The sequence below is a fragment of the Pseudoxanthomonas mexicana genome (assembly GCF_046736355.1).
Taxonomy (GTDB): Bacteria; Pseudomonadota; Gammaproteobacteria; order Xanthomonadales; family Xanthomonadaceae; genus Pseudoxanthomonas_A; species Pseudoxanthomonas_A mexicana_B.
Map to the genome: position 1 here is coordinate 448982 of NZ_CP157201.1, position 14291 is coordinate 463272.

General features: G+C 69.5%; 15 protein-coding genes. 7 read left to right on the forward strand and 8 right to left on the reverse strand.

Annotated features, from left to right (window positions below):
- The 4 genes from AAG688_RS01940 to AAG688_RS01955 form a co-directional block, all read right to left on the reverse strand.
- Positions 1 to 321, reverse strand: a complete 321-nt coding sequence (locus AAG688_RS01940; protein WP_411833688.1) for an iron uptake protein — start codon at positions 319 to 321, stop codon at positions 1 to 3.
- 39 nt (positions 322 to 360) lie between these two features.
- Positions 361 to 2550, reverse strand: coding sequence for a TonB-dependent siderophore receptor (locus AAG688_RS01945; RefSeq protein WP_411833689.1), 2190 nt, complete (start codon positions 2548 to 2550; stop codon positions 361 to 363).
- A 719-nt stretch (positions 2551 to 3269) separates the two neighbouring features.
- A complete protein-coding gene (locus AAG688_RS01950) occupies positions 3270 to 3482 on the reverse strand; it encodes a hypothetical protein (RefSeq protein ID WP_411833690.1) in 213 nt (70 codons plus the stop codon).
- A gap of 127 nt (positions 3483 to 3609) precedes the next feature.
- On the reverse strand, positions 3610 to 4251 hold the full coding sequence (locus AAG688_RS01955) for an arylesterase (protein WP_411833691.1): 642 nt from the start codon (positions 4249 to 4251) through the stop codon (positions 3610 to 3612).
- A gap of 87 nt (positions 4252 to 4338) precedes the next feature.
- Here AAG688_RS01955 and AAG688_RS01960 point away from each other — a divergent pair, with 87 nt between their 5' ends.
- Complete coding sequence (locus AAG688_RS01960) at positions 4339 to 5055, forward strand: ABC transporter ATP-binding protein (RefSeq protein WP_411833692.1); 717 nt, start codon at positions 4339 to 4341, stop codon at positions 5053 to 5055.
- Positions 5052 to 7553, forward strand: coding sequence for an ABC transporter permease (locus AAG688_RS01965; protein ID WP_411833693.1), 2502 nt, complete (start codon positions 5052 to 5054; stop codon positions 7551 to 7553). Before AAG688_RS01960 ends, AAG688_RS01965 begins: the two co-directional genes overlap by 4 nt.
- Before the next feature lie 7 nt (positions 7554 to 7560).
- On the opposite strand, the gene AAG688_RS01970 is transcribed toward AAG688_RS01965, so the two are convergent.
- Entirely contained in the window at positions 7561 to 7833 is a 273-nt protein-coding gene (locus tag AAG688_RS01970) for a hypothetical protein (protein ID WP_411833694.1), read from the reverse strand.
- Between the two features lie 195 nt (positions 7834 to 8028).
- Between AAG688_RS01970 and AAG688_RS01975 the strand changes: the two genes are divergently transcribed.
- The 3 genes from AAG688_RS01975 (at position 8029) to AAG688_RS01985 (ending at position 10460) form a co-directional block, all read left to right on the forward strand.
- Entirely contained in the window at positions 8029 to 9039 is a 1011-nt protein-coding gene (locus tag AAG688_RS01975; protein WP_411834913.1) for a class I SAM-dependent methyltransferase, read from the forward strand.
- 3 nt (positions 9040 to 9042) lie between these two features.
- A complete protein-coding gene (locus AAG688_RS01980) occupies positions 9043 to 9747 on the forward strand; it encodes a pseudouridine synthase (RefSeq protein WP_411833695.1) in 705 nt (234 codons plus the stop codon).
- A 251-nt stretch (positions 9748 to 9998) separates the two neighbouring features.
- Complete coding sequence (locus AAG688_RS01985; RefSeq protein WP_411833696.1) at positions 9999 to 10460, forward strand: REP-associated tyrosine transposase; 462 nt, start codon at positions 9999 to 10001, stop codon at positions 10458 to 10460.
- 168 nt (positions 10461 to 10628) lie between these two features.
- Here AAG688_RS01985 and AAG688_RS01990 read toward each other — a convergent pair whose 3' ends face one another.
- A complete protein-coding gene (locus AAG688_RS01990; RefSeq protein WP_411833697.1) occupies positions 10629 to 11111 on the reverse strand; it encodes a YajQ family cyclic di-GMP-binding protein in 483 nt (160 codons plus the stop codon).
- An 84-nt stretch (positions 11112 to 11195) separates the two neighbouring features.
- Between AAG688_RS01990 and AAG688_RS01995 the strand changes: the two genes are divergently transcribed.
- Complete coding sequence (locus AAG688_RS01995) at positions 11196 to 12080, forward strand: DMT family transporter (RefSeq protein WP_411833698.1); 885 nt, start codon at positions 11196 to 11198, stop codon at positions 12078 to 12080.
- A gap of 461 nt (positions 12081 to 12541) precedes the next feature.
- Here AAG688_RS01995 and AAG688_RS02000 read toward each other — a convergent pair whose 3' ends face one another.
- Entirely contained in the window at positions 12542 to 12844 is a 303-nt protein-coding gene (locus AAG688_RS02000) for a hypothetical protein (protein WP_411833699.1), read from the reverse strand.
- A gap of 124 nt (positions 12845 to 12968) precedes the next feature.
- Between AAG688_RS02000 and AAG688_RS02005 the strand changes: the two genes are divergently transcribed.
- Positions 12969 to 13529: a DUF1453 domain-containing protein gene (locus tag AAG688_RS02005; protein ID WP_411833700.1), complete on the forward strand. Its 561-nt coding sequence runs from the start codon at positions 12969 to 12971 to the stop codon at positions 13527 to 13529.
- A gap of 25 nt (positions 13530 to 13554) precedes the next feature.
- Here the strand turns inward: AAG688_RS02005 and AAG688_RS02010 are convergent, their stop codons facing one another.
- Positions 13555 to 14187: an OmpW/AlkL family protein gene (locus tag AAG688_RS02010; protein ID WP_411833701.1), complete on the reverse strand. Its 633-nt coding sequence runs from the start codon at positions 14185 to 14187 to the stop codon at positions 13555 to 13557.
- Positions 14188 to 14291 lie beyond the last annotated feature (104 nt).

A 14291-nucleotide genomic window follows, 5' to 3' on the forward strand; every position in this document is an offset into this window, starting at 1 on the left:
TCAGACCACGGCCGACTGCACCAGCGAGCCGAGCGCGGCCAGCAGCGCGCCGCCGCCGACCAGCAAGACCCAGGCCCGCGCCGGATGGCGCCGGCAGGCGATCGCGCGCAGGAACACGACCAGGTACAGCAGCAGCCCCAGCGCGCTGGCCAGGAACTCGGCGTCGTGGAATTCCATGCCGGCGGCGAACAGCAGCGCCATCGCCGCGGCGATGAAGCCCCAGGCGAAGGCGTAGCTGCCGATCACCGCGGCGCCCACGCGCGCGGCCAGGCGCAGGCGTGGGGCCTGGGTGGAGTCCGAGGTAGCGAACGTGCGGGACATGGCGTCGGGCTGGTGTCTCTTGCGCGGGGAGGAAGGCGATCAGAACCGCCAGTTCAGGCTCAGCGTGTAGTTGCGCGGGGCGCCGTAGTAGCCGATCTGGTACAGGCTGTTGATGTACTTTTCGTCGGTCAGGTTGCCGATGTTGGCGCGCAGCGTGGCGTTGCTGGCGAAGTCCCACGCGACGAACGCATTGACGACCGCATAGCTGTCCTGGCGCACGATCATCGAGGTGTAGCTTTCCTCGGTGAAGGTACCGCTCTGCCAGCGTCCGCCGATTCCGTACGACAGTGCCGGCAGCCCAGGTGCGCGCGCGCTCAGCGCCAGGTTGGCGGTGCTGCGCGGCACCCACGGGAAGGTGTCGTTGCCGTCCGGGCCATCCATCGAAAGATGGGTGTAGCCGAACACCAGGTCGACGTTGTCGGTGAGCTTGCCGGCAGCCTCGAATTCGAAGCCCCTCGATTCGACGTCGACCGGCTCGTAGTAGTAGCGCGCGGTGTCGAAGTCGTAGCCGACATAGGACGCCAGGCCCTTCTGCTTGGCGCTGAACCAGGCCAGCGTGGTGAGCAGGCGACGGTCCAGCCATTCGGCCTTGACGCCGACTTCGTAGTTCACGCCCTTGGTCGGTTCCAGGTAGAGGCCGTCGATGCCGTTCTGGTCCTGGGGCTGGTAGATGTCGGAGTAACTGACGTAACCCAGGATGTCGTCGTTGAAGTCGAAGGTCAGGCCGGCATAGGGGCTGGTGTTGTTCTGCTCGAACGGCTCACCGATGTTGGTGCCATGGCGATCGAAGCCGGCCCAGTTGACGCCGAGCACCGCCTTGAGGCGATCGGTGAACGCCAGCCGCGTGGCGCCGAACGCGCGGCGCAGCTTCTGGTGGGTCAGGGTCGAAAGTTCACGTGCGCCCCAGGCCGGCTCGGGGACCGCATTGCCCGCATACGGGAAGCCCGGCAGCGTGCCGAAGGCCGGACCGGAGAAGTCGGTCGGATGCAGCCAGTAGCCCTGCTCGCTGGTGGCCATGCTGACGCCGAACATCGCTTCGTGCTCGCGGCCGAGCAGTTCGAACCGGCCGTTGAGCGAGACTTCGCCGAGATCCGAAGTCATGTCCTCGTAGCCCTTGTAGGCCCAGCCGAGCAGGCCCTCGCCGGTGACCGGGTCCAGGCCGGTCACCGTGTAGGCGAAGAACAACTGGTCGTCGCTCCGGTTGGTGCGATGGTTGTAGGACGCCTTCAGTCGCCAGTCGCCGCGCAGTTGGTGCGTGTATTCGACGAATGCGGTCTGCGTGTTGGTGTTCCAGAACGTCCAGTCCTGCGTGGTCGAAGCGCTCCGGTTCCATTCGGCCTGCGTGCCGTCGTTGTTGTTGAAGGTCAGCGCGCCCCACATGTTGTGGTCGGAATCGTTCTGCTGCCACGAATAACCGAAGGTCAGCGTGCCGTTGTCGCCGATCTGGCCATCGACCACGCCGTACAGGAACGTGCGCTCGTTCTGGTAGTCGCGCAGCCAGGAGTCGCCGTCCTCGCGTGCGGCGACAAAGCGGCCGGCCCAGGTGCGATTCTCGTTGAACGGCGTCGAATAGTCGGCCTCGATCCTGCGGTTGCTCCAGGAACCGAAGCTGACCCCGAGCTGGCCCTGCGCGTCGTTGGTGGGGCGCTTGCGCACGTAGTTGATCGTGCCCGAGGCATTGCCGACGCCGGTCAACAGGCCGTTGGCGCCGCGGATCACTTCCAGCTTGTCGTAGCCGAACGAATCCATCGCGCCGGTGACGATGCCCCAGTTGTTGGGCAGGCCGACGCCATCGATCTGGGTGTTCTTGATATCGAAACCGCGCGCGGTGAAGTTGGTGCGGTTGGTCTCCCACTCCTCGACCTGGATGCCGGTGGCCAGCCGCAGCGCGTCGTTGAGGTTGCTGGCGCCGAACTGCTGCATTTGCTCCTGGGTCACCACGCTGATCGACTGCGGGGTCTCCTTGATGTCCAGGTCCAGGTTGGTCGCGCCGTTGCTGACGCGGTTCGCGCGCTGGGCGACGACCAGCACGTGGTCCAGATCGGTCACGCTGTCGGTGCGCCGCGCCGTTTCCGCCTGCCCGGCGGCCTCCTGCGGGACCGCCATCGCCGCGCCTGCCGTGCAGGCCAGGACCAGGCCGATGGCGAGGCGCAGGCGGTTGCCGGCGAATGGGACGGGACGGGTCGTGGAACGGGCAGCGTGTGTGCGGCCGTGGAATTCTTGGCGCATGGATGGTGTCTCGTGGCTGATGGATACGGGTTCGGCCTTGGTCGCAGGCCGCTCGTGCCGGGGTAGGGGGATGTCAGGGATGGCCGTGTTCGGCCTTTCGCGTACCGGCGCCGGTCGTTTTGGACGACTGGCCCGAGGTCGTCCGGGCGGCATTCTGCGTGGCGGAACGGACGGACAACGGAGCCAGGCAGGCGGTCGAAGGATGCAGGGGCACACGGAACAGGCGGGCCACGGTGGTATCTCTGGGGTGGGGAGCCGGACAGGAGACGCGGCTACCGCCCGGACTGGCGGCGAAAAGCTAAATGATAATCAATCCCATTTCAAGGGCGCCGTCCTGCCTGAACGAACGGGACGGGAGCGGCGAGCGGTTGCGTCGCCGCCGGCGTCGGGCTTGGCCGGCCGGCTGCTGCCTCCCGCGGACATGAGGGGATGGCGGTTCGGCAGGATTCGGCGTGCTGGGGAGGCCCTCGAGAAAACGTAGCACGGCCGGGTGCCAGGACGAGACCGTCAATACCTAGGCATACGTCGTCCGAAGCCGAGCGCGTATCGCGCTCAAAACCAAAATGGGACAGGTCAGCTTGGCGACCGGCACGCCGGAACCCGGCGCCGATGCAGCCTGCGGTCGCATGCGTGATGCATCGCCCTTGCGCGCAAGATACGCTCGATCCGCGTCGCTTACCGCTTCGCATTCGTTTCGCGAAGCACGTCCGGCGACCGACTCAGCCGTGCCGTGCCAGCTCCACCGATTCGCGGCCCATGTCGATGATCACGGCGGTCGGGATGCCGTGGTGTTCGTGCAGGGTGGCGGCCAGCAGCTTGGCGTTCTCGCGCGCCTCGCCGAGGCTGGGGAACCACGAGCGTCCATGCTCGCCTTCGTAGAGCTGCCAGCCCTGGGTGCGGGCGGCGATGGTGAACAGCAGGCGGGACGACATGACGGGACTCCGGACAGCGACCACGCGCCAGCAGGCGCAGCGATAGCCTGCGCCCGCCGATGCCGGCGAGCAGTCGGCCCAGCCCGTGCCGGCCTGTAGGAAAATTCCTACCTGGGCCGGGGAACGATCACTTCAGCAGCGGCGCCAGCGCCTTCCAGACGTGGTCGCGCAGCCTGGGCTGCGCGGCGGCGGTGGGATGCAGGTTGTCGCCCTGGAAGCTGGCGCGATCCAGCGCGATGGGTTCCAGCAGGAACGGCAGCAGCGCGACCTTGCGCTCGGCCGCCAGCGTGCGGAAATTGTCCTCGAAGCCGCGCGTGTAGTCCGGCCCGTAGTTGGGCGGGATGCGCATGCCGACCAGCAGCACGCGCGCGCCGCCGGCCTGGGCGGCGGCGATCATGCGGTCGAGGTTGGCGCGGGTCTGCTTCAGCGGCAGGCCGCGCAGGCCATCGTTGGCGCCCAGTGCGATCACCACCACGGCGGGACGGTGGCGCTGGAGCTCGGCGCCGATGCGCGCCGCGCCGCCGGCGGTGGTCTCGCCGCTGATGCTGGCGTTGACGATGCGCCAGTCCGGATGGCTGCGGGCGAGCTGCGCGCCGGTCAGCGCGACCCAGCCCTGCGCGGCGGACAGGCCGTAGGCGGCCGACAGCGAGTCGCCCATCACCAGCACCGTGCGCGGGGCCGGAGCGGCCGCCCTGGCCTGCGCCGCGGGCTGCGCGGACGCGGAGAACGCCAGCAGCAACAGCAGCACCCAGCCGATGGCACATTGCATCAATGCGCCGTTGCCCTCATACCTGTGGATTCGGGAACGCATCAAACCGACCTCGTGACCTTCATCCGGACAAGCATAGGGACAATCATGGCCGATTCCACCGCGCCGCACGCTCGCACGACAGACGCGCTTCAGGTCTCGCGGCTGGGCAAGCGGGTCGCGCTGCCCGGCGGCGAACTGACCATCCTCGAGGACGTGAGCTTCGCCGTCGGCCACGGCGACACCGTCGCCATCGTCGGCGCCTCCGGCTCGGGCAAGAGCACGCTGCTGTCGCTGCTGGCCGGGCTGGACACGCCCAGCGACGGCACGGTGGCGCTGGACGGCGAACCGCTGTCGGCGCTGGACGAGGACGGCCGCGCACGGGTGCGCGGCGAGAAGGTCGGCTTCGTGTTCCAGAGCTTCCAGCTGCTGCCGTCGCTGACCGCGCTGGAGAACGCGATGCTGCCGCTGGAGCTGCGCGGCGACGCCGACGCGGAGGGGCCGGCGCGCGCCATCCTCGACAAGGTCGGCCTGGGCCAGCGGCTGGGCCACTATCCGCGGCAATTGTCGGGCGGCGAGCAGCAGCGCGTGGCGCTGGCGCGCGCCTTCGTCACCGCGCCGTCGCTGTTGTTCGCCGACGAGCCGACCGGCAACCTCGACACCCATACCGGGCAGGCGATCATCGAGCTGCTGTTCGCGCTCAACGCCGAGGCCGGCACCACGCTGGTGCTGGTGACCCACGACGATCACCTGGCCGCGCGCTGCCGGCGCGTGCTGCGGCTGGACAGCGGGCGGCTGGTGCACGACGGCGGGGCGCAGGCATGAGGACGCCGGCGCTGGCCTGGCGGCAGCTGCGCCGCGACCTGGCCGCCGGCGACGTGCGCATCCTGTTCGCCGCGCTGGTGCTGGCGGTGGTGGCGGTGACCGCGGTCGGCTTCGTCACCGATCGCGCCGAGCGCGCGCTGGCCATCGAGGCCAACCGCCTGCTCGGCGGCGACGTGGTGGTGCGCGGCGACGCGCCGATCGAAGGCGCGCTGCGCGAGGCGGCCGGCGCCTCCGGGCTGCGACAGACCGAGACGATGGAATTCCAGACCATGATCCGCGCCGGCGAGGATCTGCAACTGGGCGACCTGCGCGGGCTGGGCGAGGGCTTCCCGCTGCGTGGTGCGTTCCGCATCGTCGAGGCGGCCGGCGGCGTCGAGCGCGACGCGCCCGCCGTCCCCGCGCAGGGCACGCTGTGGATGAGCCAGGCCGGCGCCGAGACGCTGGGCGCGCGCATCGGCGACCGCATCGGCATCGGCGAATCGCAGTTGCGGCTGGCCGCGCTGGTGGTGCAGGAACCGGATGCGGCACTGGACTACTTCAACGTCGCGCCGAAGGTCTTCCTCAATCTCGCCGACGTGCCGGCCACCGGGCTGGTGCAGGAAGGCAGCCGCATCCGCTACCGGCTGGTGGTGGCCGGGCAGGCCGATGCGGTCGAGCGCTTTACCGGCATCGCGCGCGAATCGCTGGCGCGCGGGCAGCGGCTGGAGACGGCGCAGGACGCGCGCCCGGAAATCCGCTCGGCGCTGGATCGCGCCGGCCGCTTCCTCGGCCTGGCCGCGCTGGTGTCGGTGGTGCTGGCGGCGGTGGCGGTGGCGATGGCCGCGCGCCGCCACAGCGAGCGCCACCTCTCCGGCACCGCGGTGATGCGCTGCCTCGGCGCCAGCCAGCGCACGCTGGTCGGCATCCACGTCGGCGAACTGATCCTGCTCGGCCTGGCGGCGTGCACGGCCGGCGTGCTGATCGCCTTCGCGCTGCAATGGGGCGTCGGCCGGTGGCTGCAGCAGGCGCTGGGCATCGACATTCCCGGCGCCGGCCTGCTGCCGGCGCTGCAAGGCTACGGCGTGGGCCTGACCGTGCTGCTGGCGTTCGGCGCGCCGCCGGTGCTGGCGCTGCGGCGGGTGCCGGCGCTGCGCGTGCTGCGGCGGGATCTGGATCCGGCCGAACCCAGCGCCTGGCTGGTCGCGCTGGCCGGCATCGCCGGGCTGGGCGCGCTGCTGTGGTGGAAGGCCGGTTCGGCCACGCTGGGCCTGACCATGCTGGCCGGCATCACCGCCACGCTGGCGGTGCTGGCGCTGCTGGCCTGGTTGTTGATCGTGGTCGTGCGCCGGCTGCGCACGCGCCTGCGCGGCAGCCTGCGCTACGGCCTGGCCAACGTCAGCCGCCGCGCCGGCACCAGCATCGCGCAGGTCTCGGCGCTGGGGCTGGGACTGATGGCGCTGCTGCTGCTGACCTTCGTGCGCACCGATCTGCTGGACCGCTGGCAGCGCTCGCTGGCGGCCGACGCGCCCAACCGCTTCATCGTCAACGTGCAGCAGGATCAGCTGGATCCGTTGCGCGGGTTCATGCGCGCGCGCGGCCTGGACGAGCCGGCCCTGTACCCGATGATCCGCGGCCGGCTGAGCGCGCACAACGGCCAGCCGGTCAGCGGCGGCGACTATGCCGAAGAGGGCGAACGCGCGCGCCGCCGCGCCGATCGCGAGTTCAACCTGTCGATGGCCGATGCGCTGCGCGAGGACAACGCGGTCACCGCCGGCGAGTTCTGGGACGGCCGCACGCCGGAGGCGCCGGAACTGTCGGTGGAGGAGGGATTCGCCCAATCGCTGGGCTGGAAGCTGGGCGACACGGTGGCCTTCGACATCGCCGGGCAGGCGTTCGAGGCGCGCGTCACCAGCCTGCGCAAGGTGGACTGGGAGAGCTTCCGTCCCAACTTCTTCGTGCTCGCCTCGCCGGGCGCGCTGGACGGCTATTCGGCCAGCTGGATCACCGCGGTCAGCGTGCCGCCGCAGCACGCGGGATTCACCCGCGACCTGCTCGCGCAGTTCCCCAACCTGTCGGTGGTCGACGTCGACGCCGTGCTCAAGCAGGTGCGCAGCACCGCCGACCAGGTGTCGCTGGTGGTGCAGGTGGTGTTCTGGTTCTCGATGGCGGCCGGCGTGCTGGTGCTGCTGGCGGCGATCAGCGCCAGCCAGGACGAGCGCCTGCTGGAGGGTGGGGTGATGCGCGTGCTCGGCGGCAGCCGCCGCCAGCTGCGGCTGGCGCAGGCGTCCGAGTTCGCCGCCATCGGCCTGCTGTCGGGGCTGGTCGCGGCGATCGCCGCGTCGGTGCTGTCGGGCGTGATCGCCACGCGCGTGTTCGACCTGCCGTGGACCGCCAACTGGCGGCTGGCGGCGATCGGCGGCGGCATCGGCATGCTGGCCGCGCTGCTGGCCGGCCTGTTCGCCACCCGCAAGGTGCTGGACGCGCCGCCGTCGGTGACGCTGCGCGAGTTGCAGGGCTGAGCCGGGCCTACTCCGGCGCCTGCGGCGGGCGCACCGGCTGCGCGTCGAACCGGCGCGCATAGGCGCGCTCGGCGGCGATGCGCTCCACTTCCTCCGTCGGCAGGTCGGGCGCGCCGTAGACGGCATAGGCGACGCTGCCGTCGGGACGCTCGCCGATCTGCTGCAGGCGGTAGCGCGCCTGGCCGCCGCCGCTGTCCTCGGGGTAGTGGATCGGCGGCTGCGCGCCGTCCATGTCCATCTCGCTGTTGTCGACCACGCCGCCGACGAACATCGCTCTCATCGCCCACCTCCAAACGTGCGGAAACGCTGCGATGTTGGCAGCCCGTGCGTTCGCGCCCGATCAAGCAAACGTTGCGCCGGCGCGAAGGCCACGCCCTGCTTCCGCATCCGGCCTTGCGCCGCGCCCGGTAGAATCGCGGGCCGATGCCTGGATGATGCCGTGTCCCCTTCCGCCGATCCCGTACTCGATGCCCTGATGCTGCCGTTCGACCGCGGCGACCTGGCCTGGCCCGCAGGGCCGGCGCTGTTCCTGCGCGCACGCGAGGGCGCCGCGCTGCATCGGTATCCACTGGGAAGGTTACTGGCCGAGCAGAGCTACCGGCCGCAGGCCGATGCGCTGATGCGCGCCGGGCTGCAGGTGGCCGACGCGGAGGCGCTCGATGCCTTGCCCGCGCGCCATGCGCTGGTGCTGGCGCTGCCGCCGCGCCAGCGCAGCGAGGCGCGCGCAGTGCTGGCGCGCGCGGTGCGGCTGGCCGCGCCCGGCGGGTTCGTGGTCGCCGCCGTCGCCAACGACGAGGGCGCCAGGTCCGGCGAGGCGGACCTGAAGCAGCTGGCCGGGCTGGGCGGCTCGCTGTCCAAGTACCACAGCCGGGTGTTCTGGACCGCGCCGTTGCATGGCACGCACGACGCGGCATTGCTGGAACGCTGGCGTGCGCTGGACGCGCCGCGCCCGATCCTCGGCGGACGCTTCGTCAGCCGGCCCGGGGTGTTCGCCTGGGATCGCATCGATCCGGCCTCGGCGCTGCTGGCCTCGCTGCTGCCGGCGGATCTGCAGGGCGACGGCGCGGACCTGGGCGCCGGCTACGGCTACCTGTCGTCGGAAATCCTCGTGCGCTGCGCGCAGGTGCGCTCGCTGGATCTGTACGAGGCCGAGGCGCGCGCGCTCGATCTGGCGCGCCGCAACCTGGCCGGCGCGAAGGTCGAAGTCGGCTTCCACTGGCACGACGTGACCGCCGGCCTGCCCAGGCGCTACGACTTCATCGTCAGCAACCCGCCGTTCCACACCCAGGGCAGCGCGTACCGGCCCGACATCGGCCGGCGCTTCATCGCGGTGGCCGCGCAGGCGCTGCGGCCGGGCGGGCAGCTGTGGCTGGTGGCCAACCGCCACCTGCCCTACGAGGAGACCCTGAACGAAGCCTTCGGCCAGGTGCGCGTGGCCGGCGAGCGCGACGGCTTCAAGGTCATCGCCGCGATCAGGGCGCGCTGAGCGATGAAGATCGTCAAGCACATCGCCAACCTCGGCTACGGCAGCCGCAAGCAGGTGATGGCGATGTTCCGCGAGGGCCGCGTCGCCGATGCCGCCGGCGAGGTGCTGTACGCCGACGACCCGGTCGATCACGCCGCCATCCGCATCGACGGCGAGCCGCTGGATCCGCCGCCCGGGCTGACCCTGATGCTGCACAAGCCGGTCGGCTACACCTGCTCGACCAAGGACGCCGGACGCCTGATCTACGACCTGCTGCCGCCGCGCTTCCGCCTGCGCTCGCCGCTGCTGTCGTCGGTGGGCCGGCTGGATCGCGACACCAGCGGCCTGCTGCTGATGACCGACGACGGCGCGCTGCTGCACCGGATCGTCTCGCCGAAATCGAAGCTGCCCAAGGTCTACGAAGCCACGCTGGCGCAGGACCTTCGCGGCGACGAGGCCGCGCTGTTCGCCAGCGGCACGCTGATGCTCGACGGCGAGGACAAACCGCTGCTGCCCGCGCAGCTGGAAGCGCTGTCGCCGCGACAGGCGCGGCTGACCCTGCACGAGGGTCGCTACCACCAGGCGCGGCGGATGTTCGCCGCCGCCGGCAACCACGTCGCCGCGCTGCACCGCAGCCGCATCGGCGGGCTGGCGCAGGGCGATCTGCCTGCGGGCGAATGGCGGATCCTGGGTGAGCAGGATCTGCGAGTGCTGTTCGGAGCCTTTTGATCCTCAACTGTGGGAGCGACGTAAGTCGCGATTAGTGTCAGCAGTCTTGAACCTGCGATCCCCGCTACCCAGCTGTCGCGACTTACGTCGCTCCCACAGGATGAGGTCCGATACTACTTAATCCTCTCCTGAGGTGATTGTGGGAGCGACGTAAGTCGCGACAGCCATTTCCGGAATTTTCTGATGCGATAACCGGCCTCATTCCGACTCCATCGGGCGGGCAACGCATCCAGTCTTTCCGCGAGCAGCGGATGGATGCCATGGCCGGTTACAGGGAACTCAGGAAAGGGCGCGCCTCGATGGCCGGGCAGGTATACCTGGTCACGTTCGCCACGGCAGCACGCTCGCCAATCTTCTCGCGATTCGAGATCGCCAGCGAAGCCTGCCGCGCAATGACGCAACCCCGATTGTGGTACGGCTCCCGCCTGTTGGCCTGGGTGCTGATGCCGGATCACTGGCATGGCTTGGTCGAACTGGGGCCATTGGACGACTTGTCCATCGTCGTGCAGAAACTCAAGTCGAACAGTGCGCGCAGCATCCGTACCGCACATCCGGAAGTGGGTTCGGTATGGGCGAAAGGCTTCCATGACCGTGCGATTCGCTCGCAGAACGCGCTTCGTCCGGCAGCGAGATACATCGTCGCCAATCCCCTGCGCGCCGACCTGGCCGAGCGGGTGGGCGACTATCCGTACTGGAACTCGGTCTGGCTCTGAGCAGAGCCTCGTCTTGTGGCAGCGATGTCAGTCGCGACAGTCGGCTTTGGCGGTCTGCGGGTTCAATCGTCGCGACTGACGTCGCTCCCGCAAGGGCCAGCGGCGGGTGTCGGCGATCGGGTCCGGGCCGGCGGCCGTCGCGGCGGCGCCGGCGTCATCGGCGCGGCATCAGTCGCGGAAGTTGTCGAATTGCAGCGGCAGCTCGAACTCGCCCTTCTTCAACAGCGCGATGACCTCCTGCAGGTCGTCGCGCTTCTTGCCAGACACCCGCAGCTTGTCGCCGTTGATCTGGGTCTCGACCTTGATCCTGGCCTCCTTGATGGAAGCGCCGATCTTCTTGGCCAGCTTCTGCTCGATGCCCTGCTTGACGGTGACCTTTTGGCGCGCCCCGGCCAGGTTGGTCTCGACGTCGCCGAACTCCAGGCAGCGCACGTCGATGCCGCGCGCGATCAGGCGCGCGCGCAGGATGTCGGTCATCTGCTTGAGCTGGAAGTCGCTGGGCGCCGACTGGCTGATGACGTTCTCCTCCAGCGCGAACTTCGCGTCCACGCCCTTGAAGTCGAAGCGGGTGGACAGTTCGCGGTTGGCCTGGTCCACCGCATTGGTCAGTTCGTGGCGGTCCACTTCGGAGACGATGTCGAATGAGGGCATGCGGGCTGTCCGGCAGGATTGGCAAGGCGGGATTCTAGCGGTTGCGGGCGATAATGCCGACCGCCGCCGCTTCCGACCGCCTCGATGACCGCCCGCGCCACGCCCGCCGCCCTCGTGCTGATGCTGATCGCGGTGGCGCTGTTCGCGCTGATGGACGCCGGGCTCAAGCTGCTGGCGCCGCACTACCCGCCGTTGCAGGTCGCCGCCCTGCGTGGGCTGGCCGCGCTGCCGATCGTGCTGGTGTGGGCGTTGGCCACGGTGCCGGCGCGCAGCCTGCTGCGCGTGCACTGGCCGCTGCACCTGCTGCGCGGCGCGCTTGGCGTGGCGATGATGGCCGGCTTCGTCTATGGCCTGCGCACGCTGCCGCTGTCCACCGCCTACGCGATCACCTTCGTCGCGCCGCTGGTGGTGACCGCATTGGCCGGGCCGCTGCTGCACGAGCGGATCGGGCCGCAGCGCTGGTGGGCGATCGGCATCGGCCTGGCCGGCGTGCTGGTGATCCTGCGCCCGACCGGCGAGGGGATGATGACGCTGGCCGGATTGGCGATCCTGGTCGCGGCGCTGTGCTACGCGCTGGGCGCCATCACCGTGCGCATGCTGGCGCAGCGCGACAGCGTGCAGGCGATGGTGGTGTGGTTCCTGCTGCTGCTGTCGATCGCGGCCGGTGCGCTGGCCTTGCCGGGCTGGGTTCCGCTGCGGCTGGCCGACGGCGGGGTGATCGCCGGCGTCGGCGTGGCCGGCGCGCTGGCGCAGATGGCGCTGACTGAGGCGTTCCGGCGCGGCGAGGCCTCGCAGATCGCGCCGCTGGAGTACACCGCGCTGGTGTGGGGCGTGATGCTGGACGTGGCGCTGTGGGGCGTGCTGCCGGATCGGGTGACCTGGCTCGGCGCGGGCATCATTGTGGTCAGTGGGCTGTACCTGCTGCGGCGGGAGCGCGGGGAGGTCATGCCGCCGTTGCCGCCGCCTTGAGGTTTGGCGTTGTTGGTTGAAGTGCCAAGTGCCATCGAGATTTGCCCGGTTTAATAGGAAATCTCTAACGTCGTCATCCCCGCGCAGGCGGGGACCCAGTGACTTTTAACTGCTTGAAAGCAAAGGTACTGGTTCCTGAGTACGGAAATAGCAAAAGCAACGGCTTTCGCACCCGCTACGCGTGCGCGAGTCACTTTTCTTTGCTCGTGCAAAGAAAAGTAACCAAAAGAAAACACGCCCTGCCTACGCGCCCTGCGCACTACGTGCGCAGGGTTCGCTCCGCCAGCGGGATTTTTCGACGCGACATCCTGTCGCGGCGAAAAACGACGTGCATCCATGCACGCCGCCCTTCGGGTTTTCCCGCTGGCTCCGCCGCTGCGGAAGGGAACCCGGAAGAGCAACGGCAACAGCAAATGCAACAACAGCCACAGCCGCAGTCATCTAGAGTTGATGGTTTGATTTTAGATCACGTCGTCATCGTCATCGACGATCTCGATGGCTCCCTCCAGCACCTCCGCCGCGCGCTCGACCAGCGCGTGGATGCGCCGTACCGCCTCCTCGTTGGGCGCCTCGATCTCCAGCTGGTGGAAGCCGGGCGAGGCGTCGTCGACCAGGCCGGCCGAGCTGGAGTCGTCGTCGTCCATGTGCGGCATCAGGTCGCCGACCTCCTCGACGTGCTCGATGCCCTCGATGGAAAGCAGCGCGTTCATCAGCGCGCGGTTGCCGTCTTCGTCGGCGGTGACGCGCAGGCGGACCAGGGGCATCGGTGCATCCTTCGACAGGGAGGAGCCTCGAAGGCTAGGCAGGGCGGCGCTAAAGCGGCGTCATCGCGTTCTTCGCGCCGCCTGAACATCGCGGCGTCACGCGCCGTTGCGGCATCATGCGGCCATGCCCCTGCTCCTGTTGCTGCTTCCCCTGTTCGTGCTGGCGCTGTTGTGCCTGTGGATCGTGCTGCTGCCGCTGTCGCTGTGGCAGCGCTACCGCATCGGCAGGATGCGGGTGCGGCTGCGGCCGTGGTGGGTGCGCCTGAACGGCTGGCTGCTGCTGGCATCGGCGATGGTGTTCGTCGCGGTATCCGCATTGAGCAGCCTGTGGCTGCCAGGCAGCCTGGCCTGGGCGGCCGGCGGACTGGTGGGCGGCGTGTTGCTGTCGCTGGCCGGGCTGGCGTTGACGCGTTTCGAATGGCGGCCCGACGGCATGCACTACACGCCCAGCGCGTGGATCGCGCTGGGCCTGACCGCTTTGATCGCCGCGCGCATCGCGATGGGCTTCGTCCACCTGTTCCGCTACTGGCGCGAGGGCGGCGGCTGGCAGCAGGCGCTGGATCACCACAGCCTGCTGGCGGTGGGCGGCATCGTGCTCGGCTACTACCTGGGCTATGCGTGGGGGCTGCGGCGGCGCATGAACCGCCTGAACGACGACGGGCTCGCCAGAGCCCGCCGCCGGTGATGCAGGAAACGAGGGATGGGCGCGATCAGAAGCGCGCGCCCAGGCCGATGCCGACCGTCCAGGGATCCAGCCTCAGCTCGTCGCCGGTGCGCACGCCGGCCGCGCGCACGTCGGCGTCGCCCTTCATGTAGCGCGCGTCGGCGCGGGCGAACCAGGTGCTGTTGATGTTGAAGTCCATGCCGAGCGTGGCGATCGCGCCCTTGGCGGTCTCCAGGCCCACGTGCGGGCCGCCGCCGGCGATGTCCTCGTCGCTGAAGTTGGACTCGTAGTAGCCCAGGCCCACGAACGGGCGGAACACGTTGTCGGCCGCGCCGAAGTGGTACTGGCCGCTCAGTGCGATCGGCTGCTGGTCGACGGTGCCGATCTTGCCGCCGGCGTCCTTGACGCGGTGGTTGAACTTGTCGGCCGCGCCCCACAGCTCGACGGCGATGTTGTCGGTGGCGTACCAGCTCGCGCTCAGCGTGGGCGCGACGTCGCCGTCGATGTCCAGGCCGGGTTGCGGATCGGAATGGGGTTGCAGCACGGTGGCGCTGCCGACCACGGCGAAGCGCTTGCCGGAAGCGGTGTCGCTACCGGTGTCGGCGTCCTGTGCGAACGCGGTGCCGCCGGCGAAGGCCAGCGAGATCAGGGCAAGGCTCAGGGGACGAATGGAACGCATGGGTTTCTCCTCGTTATGTTTCTGCCAGCGCCCGGGAGAGGGCGAGCGCATGGTGGCGATGCGCGCATGAACATCACCCCGTGCGCGAAGTGAACCGTCGCGCA

Excerpts from the sequence above, each read along its gene's own strand:
- AAG688_RS01940 (WP_411833688.1), bottom strand. The coding sequence starts at position 321 with ATGTCCCGCACGTTCGCTACCTCGGACTCCACCCAGGCCCCACGCCTG.
- AAG688_RS01945 (WP_411833689.1), bottom strand. The coding sequence starts at position 2,550 with ATGCGCCAAGAATTCCACGGCCGCACACACGCTGCCCGTTCCACGACC.
- AAG688_RS01950 (WP_411833690.1), bottom strand. The coding sequence starts at position 3,482 with ATGTCGTCCCGCCTGCTGTTCACCATCGCCGCCCGCACCCAGGGCTGG.
- AAG688_RS01955 (WP_411833691.1), bottom strand. The coding sequence starts at position 4,251 with ATGCAATGTGCCATCGGCTGGGTGCTGCTGTTGCTGCTGGCGTTCTCC.
- AAG688_RS01960 (WP_411833692.1), top strand. The coding sequence starts at position 4,339 with ATGGCCGATTCCACCGCGCCGCACGCTCGCACGACAGACGCGCTTCAG.
- AAG688_RS01965 (WP_411833693.1), top strand. The coding sequence starts at position 5,052 with ATGAGGACGCCGGCGCTGGCCTGGCGGCAGCTGCGCCGCGACCTGGCC.
- AAG688_RS01970 (WP_411833694.1), bottom strand. The coding sequence starts at position 7,833 with ATGAGAGCGATGTTCGTCGGCGGCGTGGTCGACAACAGCGAGATGGAC.
- AAG688_RS01975 (WP_411834913.1), top strand. The coding sequence starts at position 8,029 with ATGCTGCCGTTCGACCGCGGCGACCTGGCCTGGCCCGCAGGGCCGGCG.
- AAG688_RS01980 (WP_411833695.1), top strand. The coding sequence starts at position 9,043 with ATGAAGATCGTCAAGCACATCGCCAACCTCGGCTACGGCAGCCGCAAG.
- AAG688_RS01985 (WP_411833696.1), top strand. The coding sequence starts at position 9,999 with ATGGATGCCATGGCCGGTTACAGGGAACTCAGGAAAGGGCGCGCCTCG.
- AAG688_RS01990 (WP_411833697.1), bottom strand. The coding sequence starts at position 11,111 with ATGCCCTCATTCGACATCGTCTCCGAAGTGGACCGCCACGAACTGACC.
- AAG688_RS01995 (WP_411833698.1), top strand. The coding sequence starts at position 11,196 with ATGACCGCCCGCGCCACGCCCGCCGCCCTCGTGCTGATGCTGATCGCG.
- AAG688_RS02000 (WP_411833699.1), bottom strand. The coding sequence starts at position 12,844 with ATGCCCCTGGTCCGCCTGCGCGTCACCGCCGACGAAGACGGCAACCGC.
- AAG688_RS02005 (WP_411833700.1), top strand. The coding sequence starts at position 12,969 with ATGCCCCTGCTCCTGTTGCTGCTTCCCCTGTTCGTGCTGGCGCTGTTG.
- AAG688_RS02010 (WP_411833701.1), bottom strand. The coding sequence starts at position 14,187 with ATGCGTTCCATTCGTCCCCTGAGCCTTGCCCTGATCTCGCTGGCCTTC.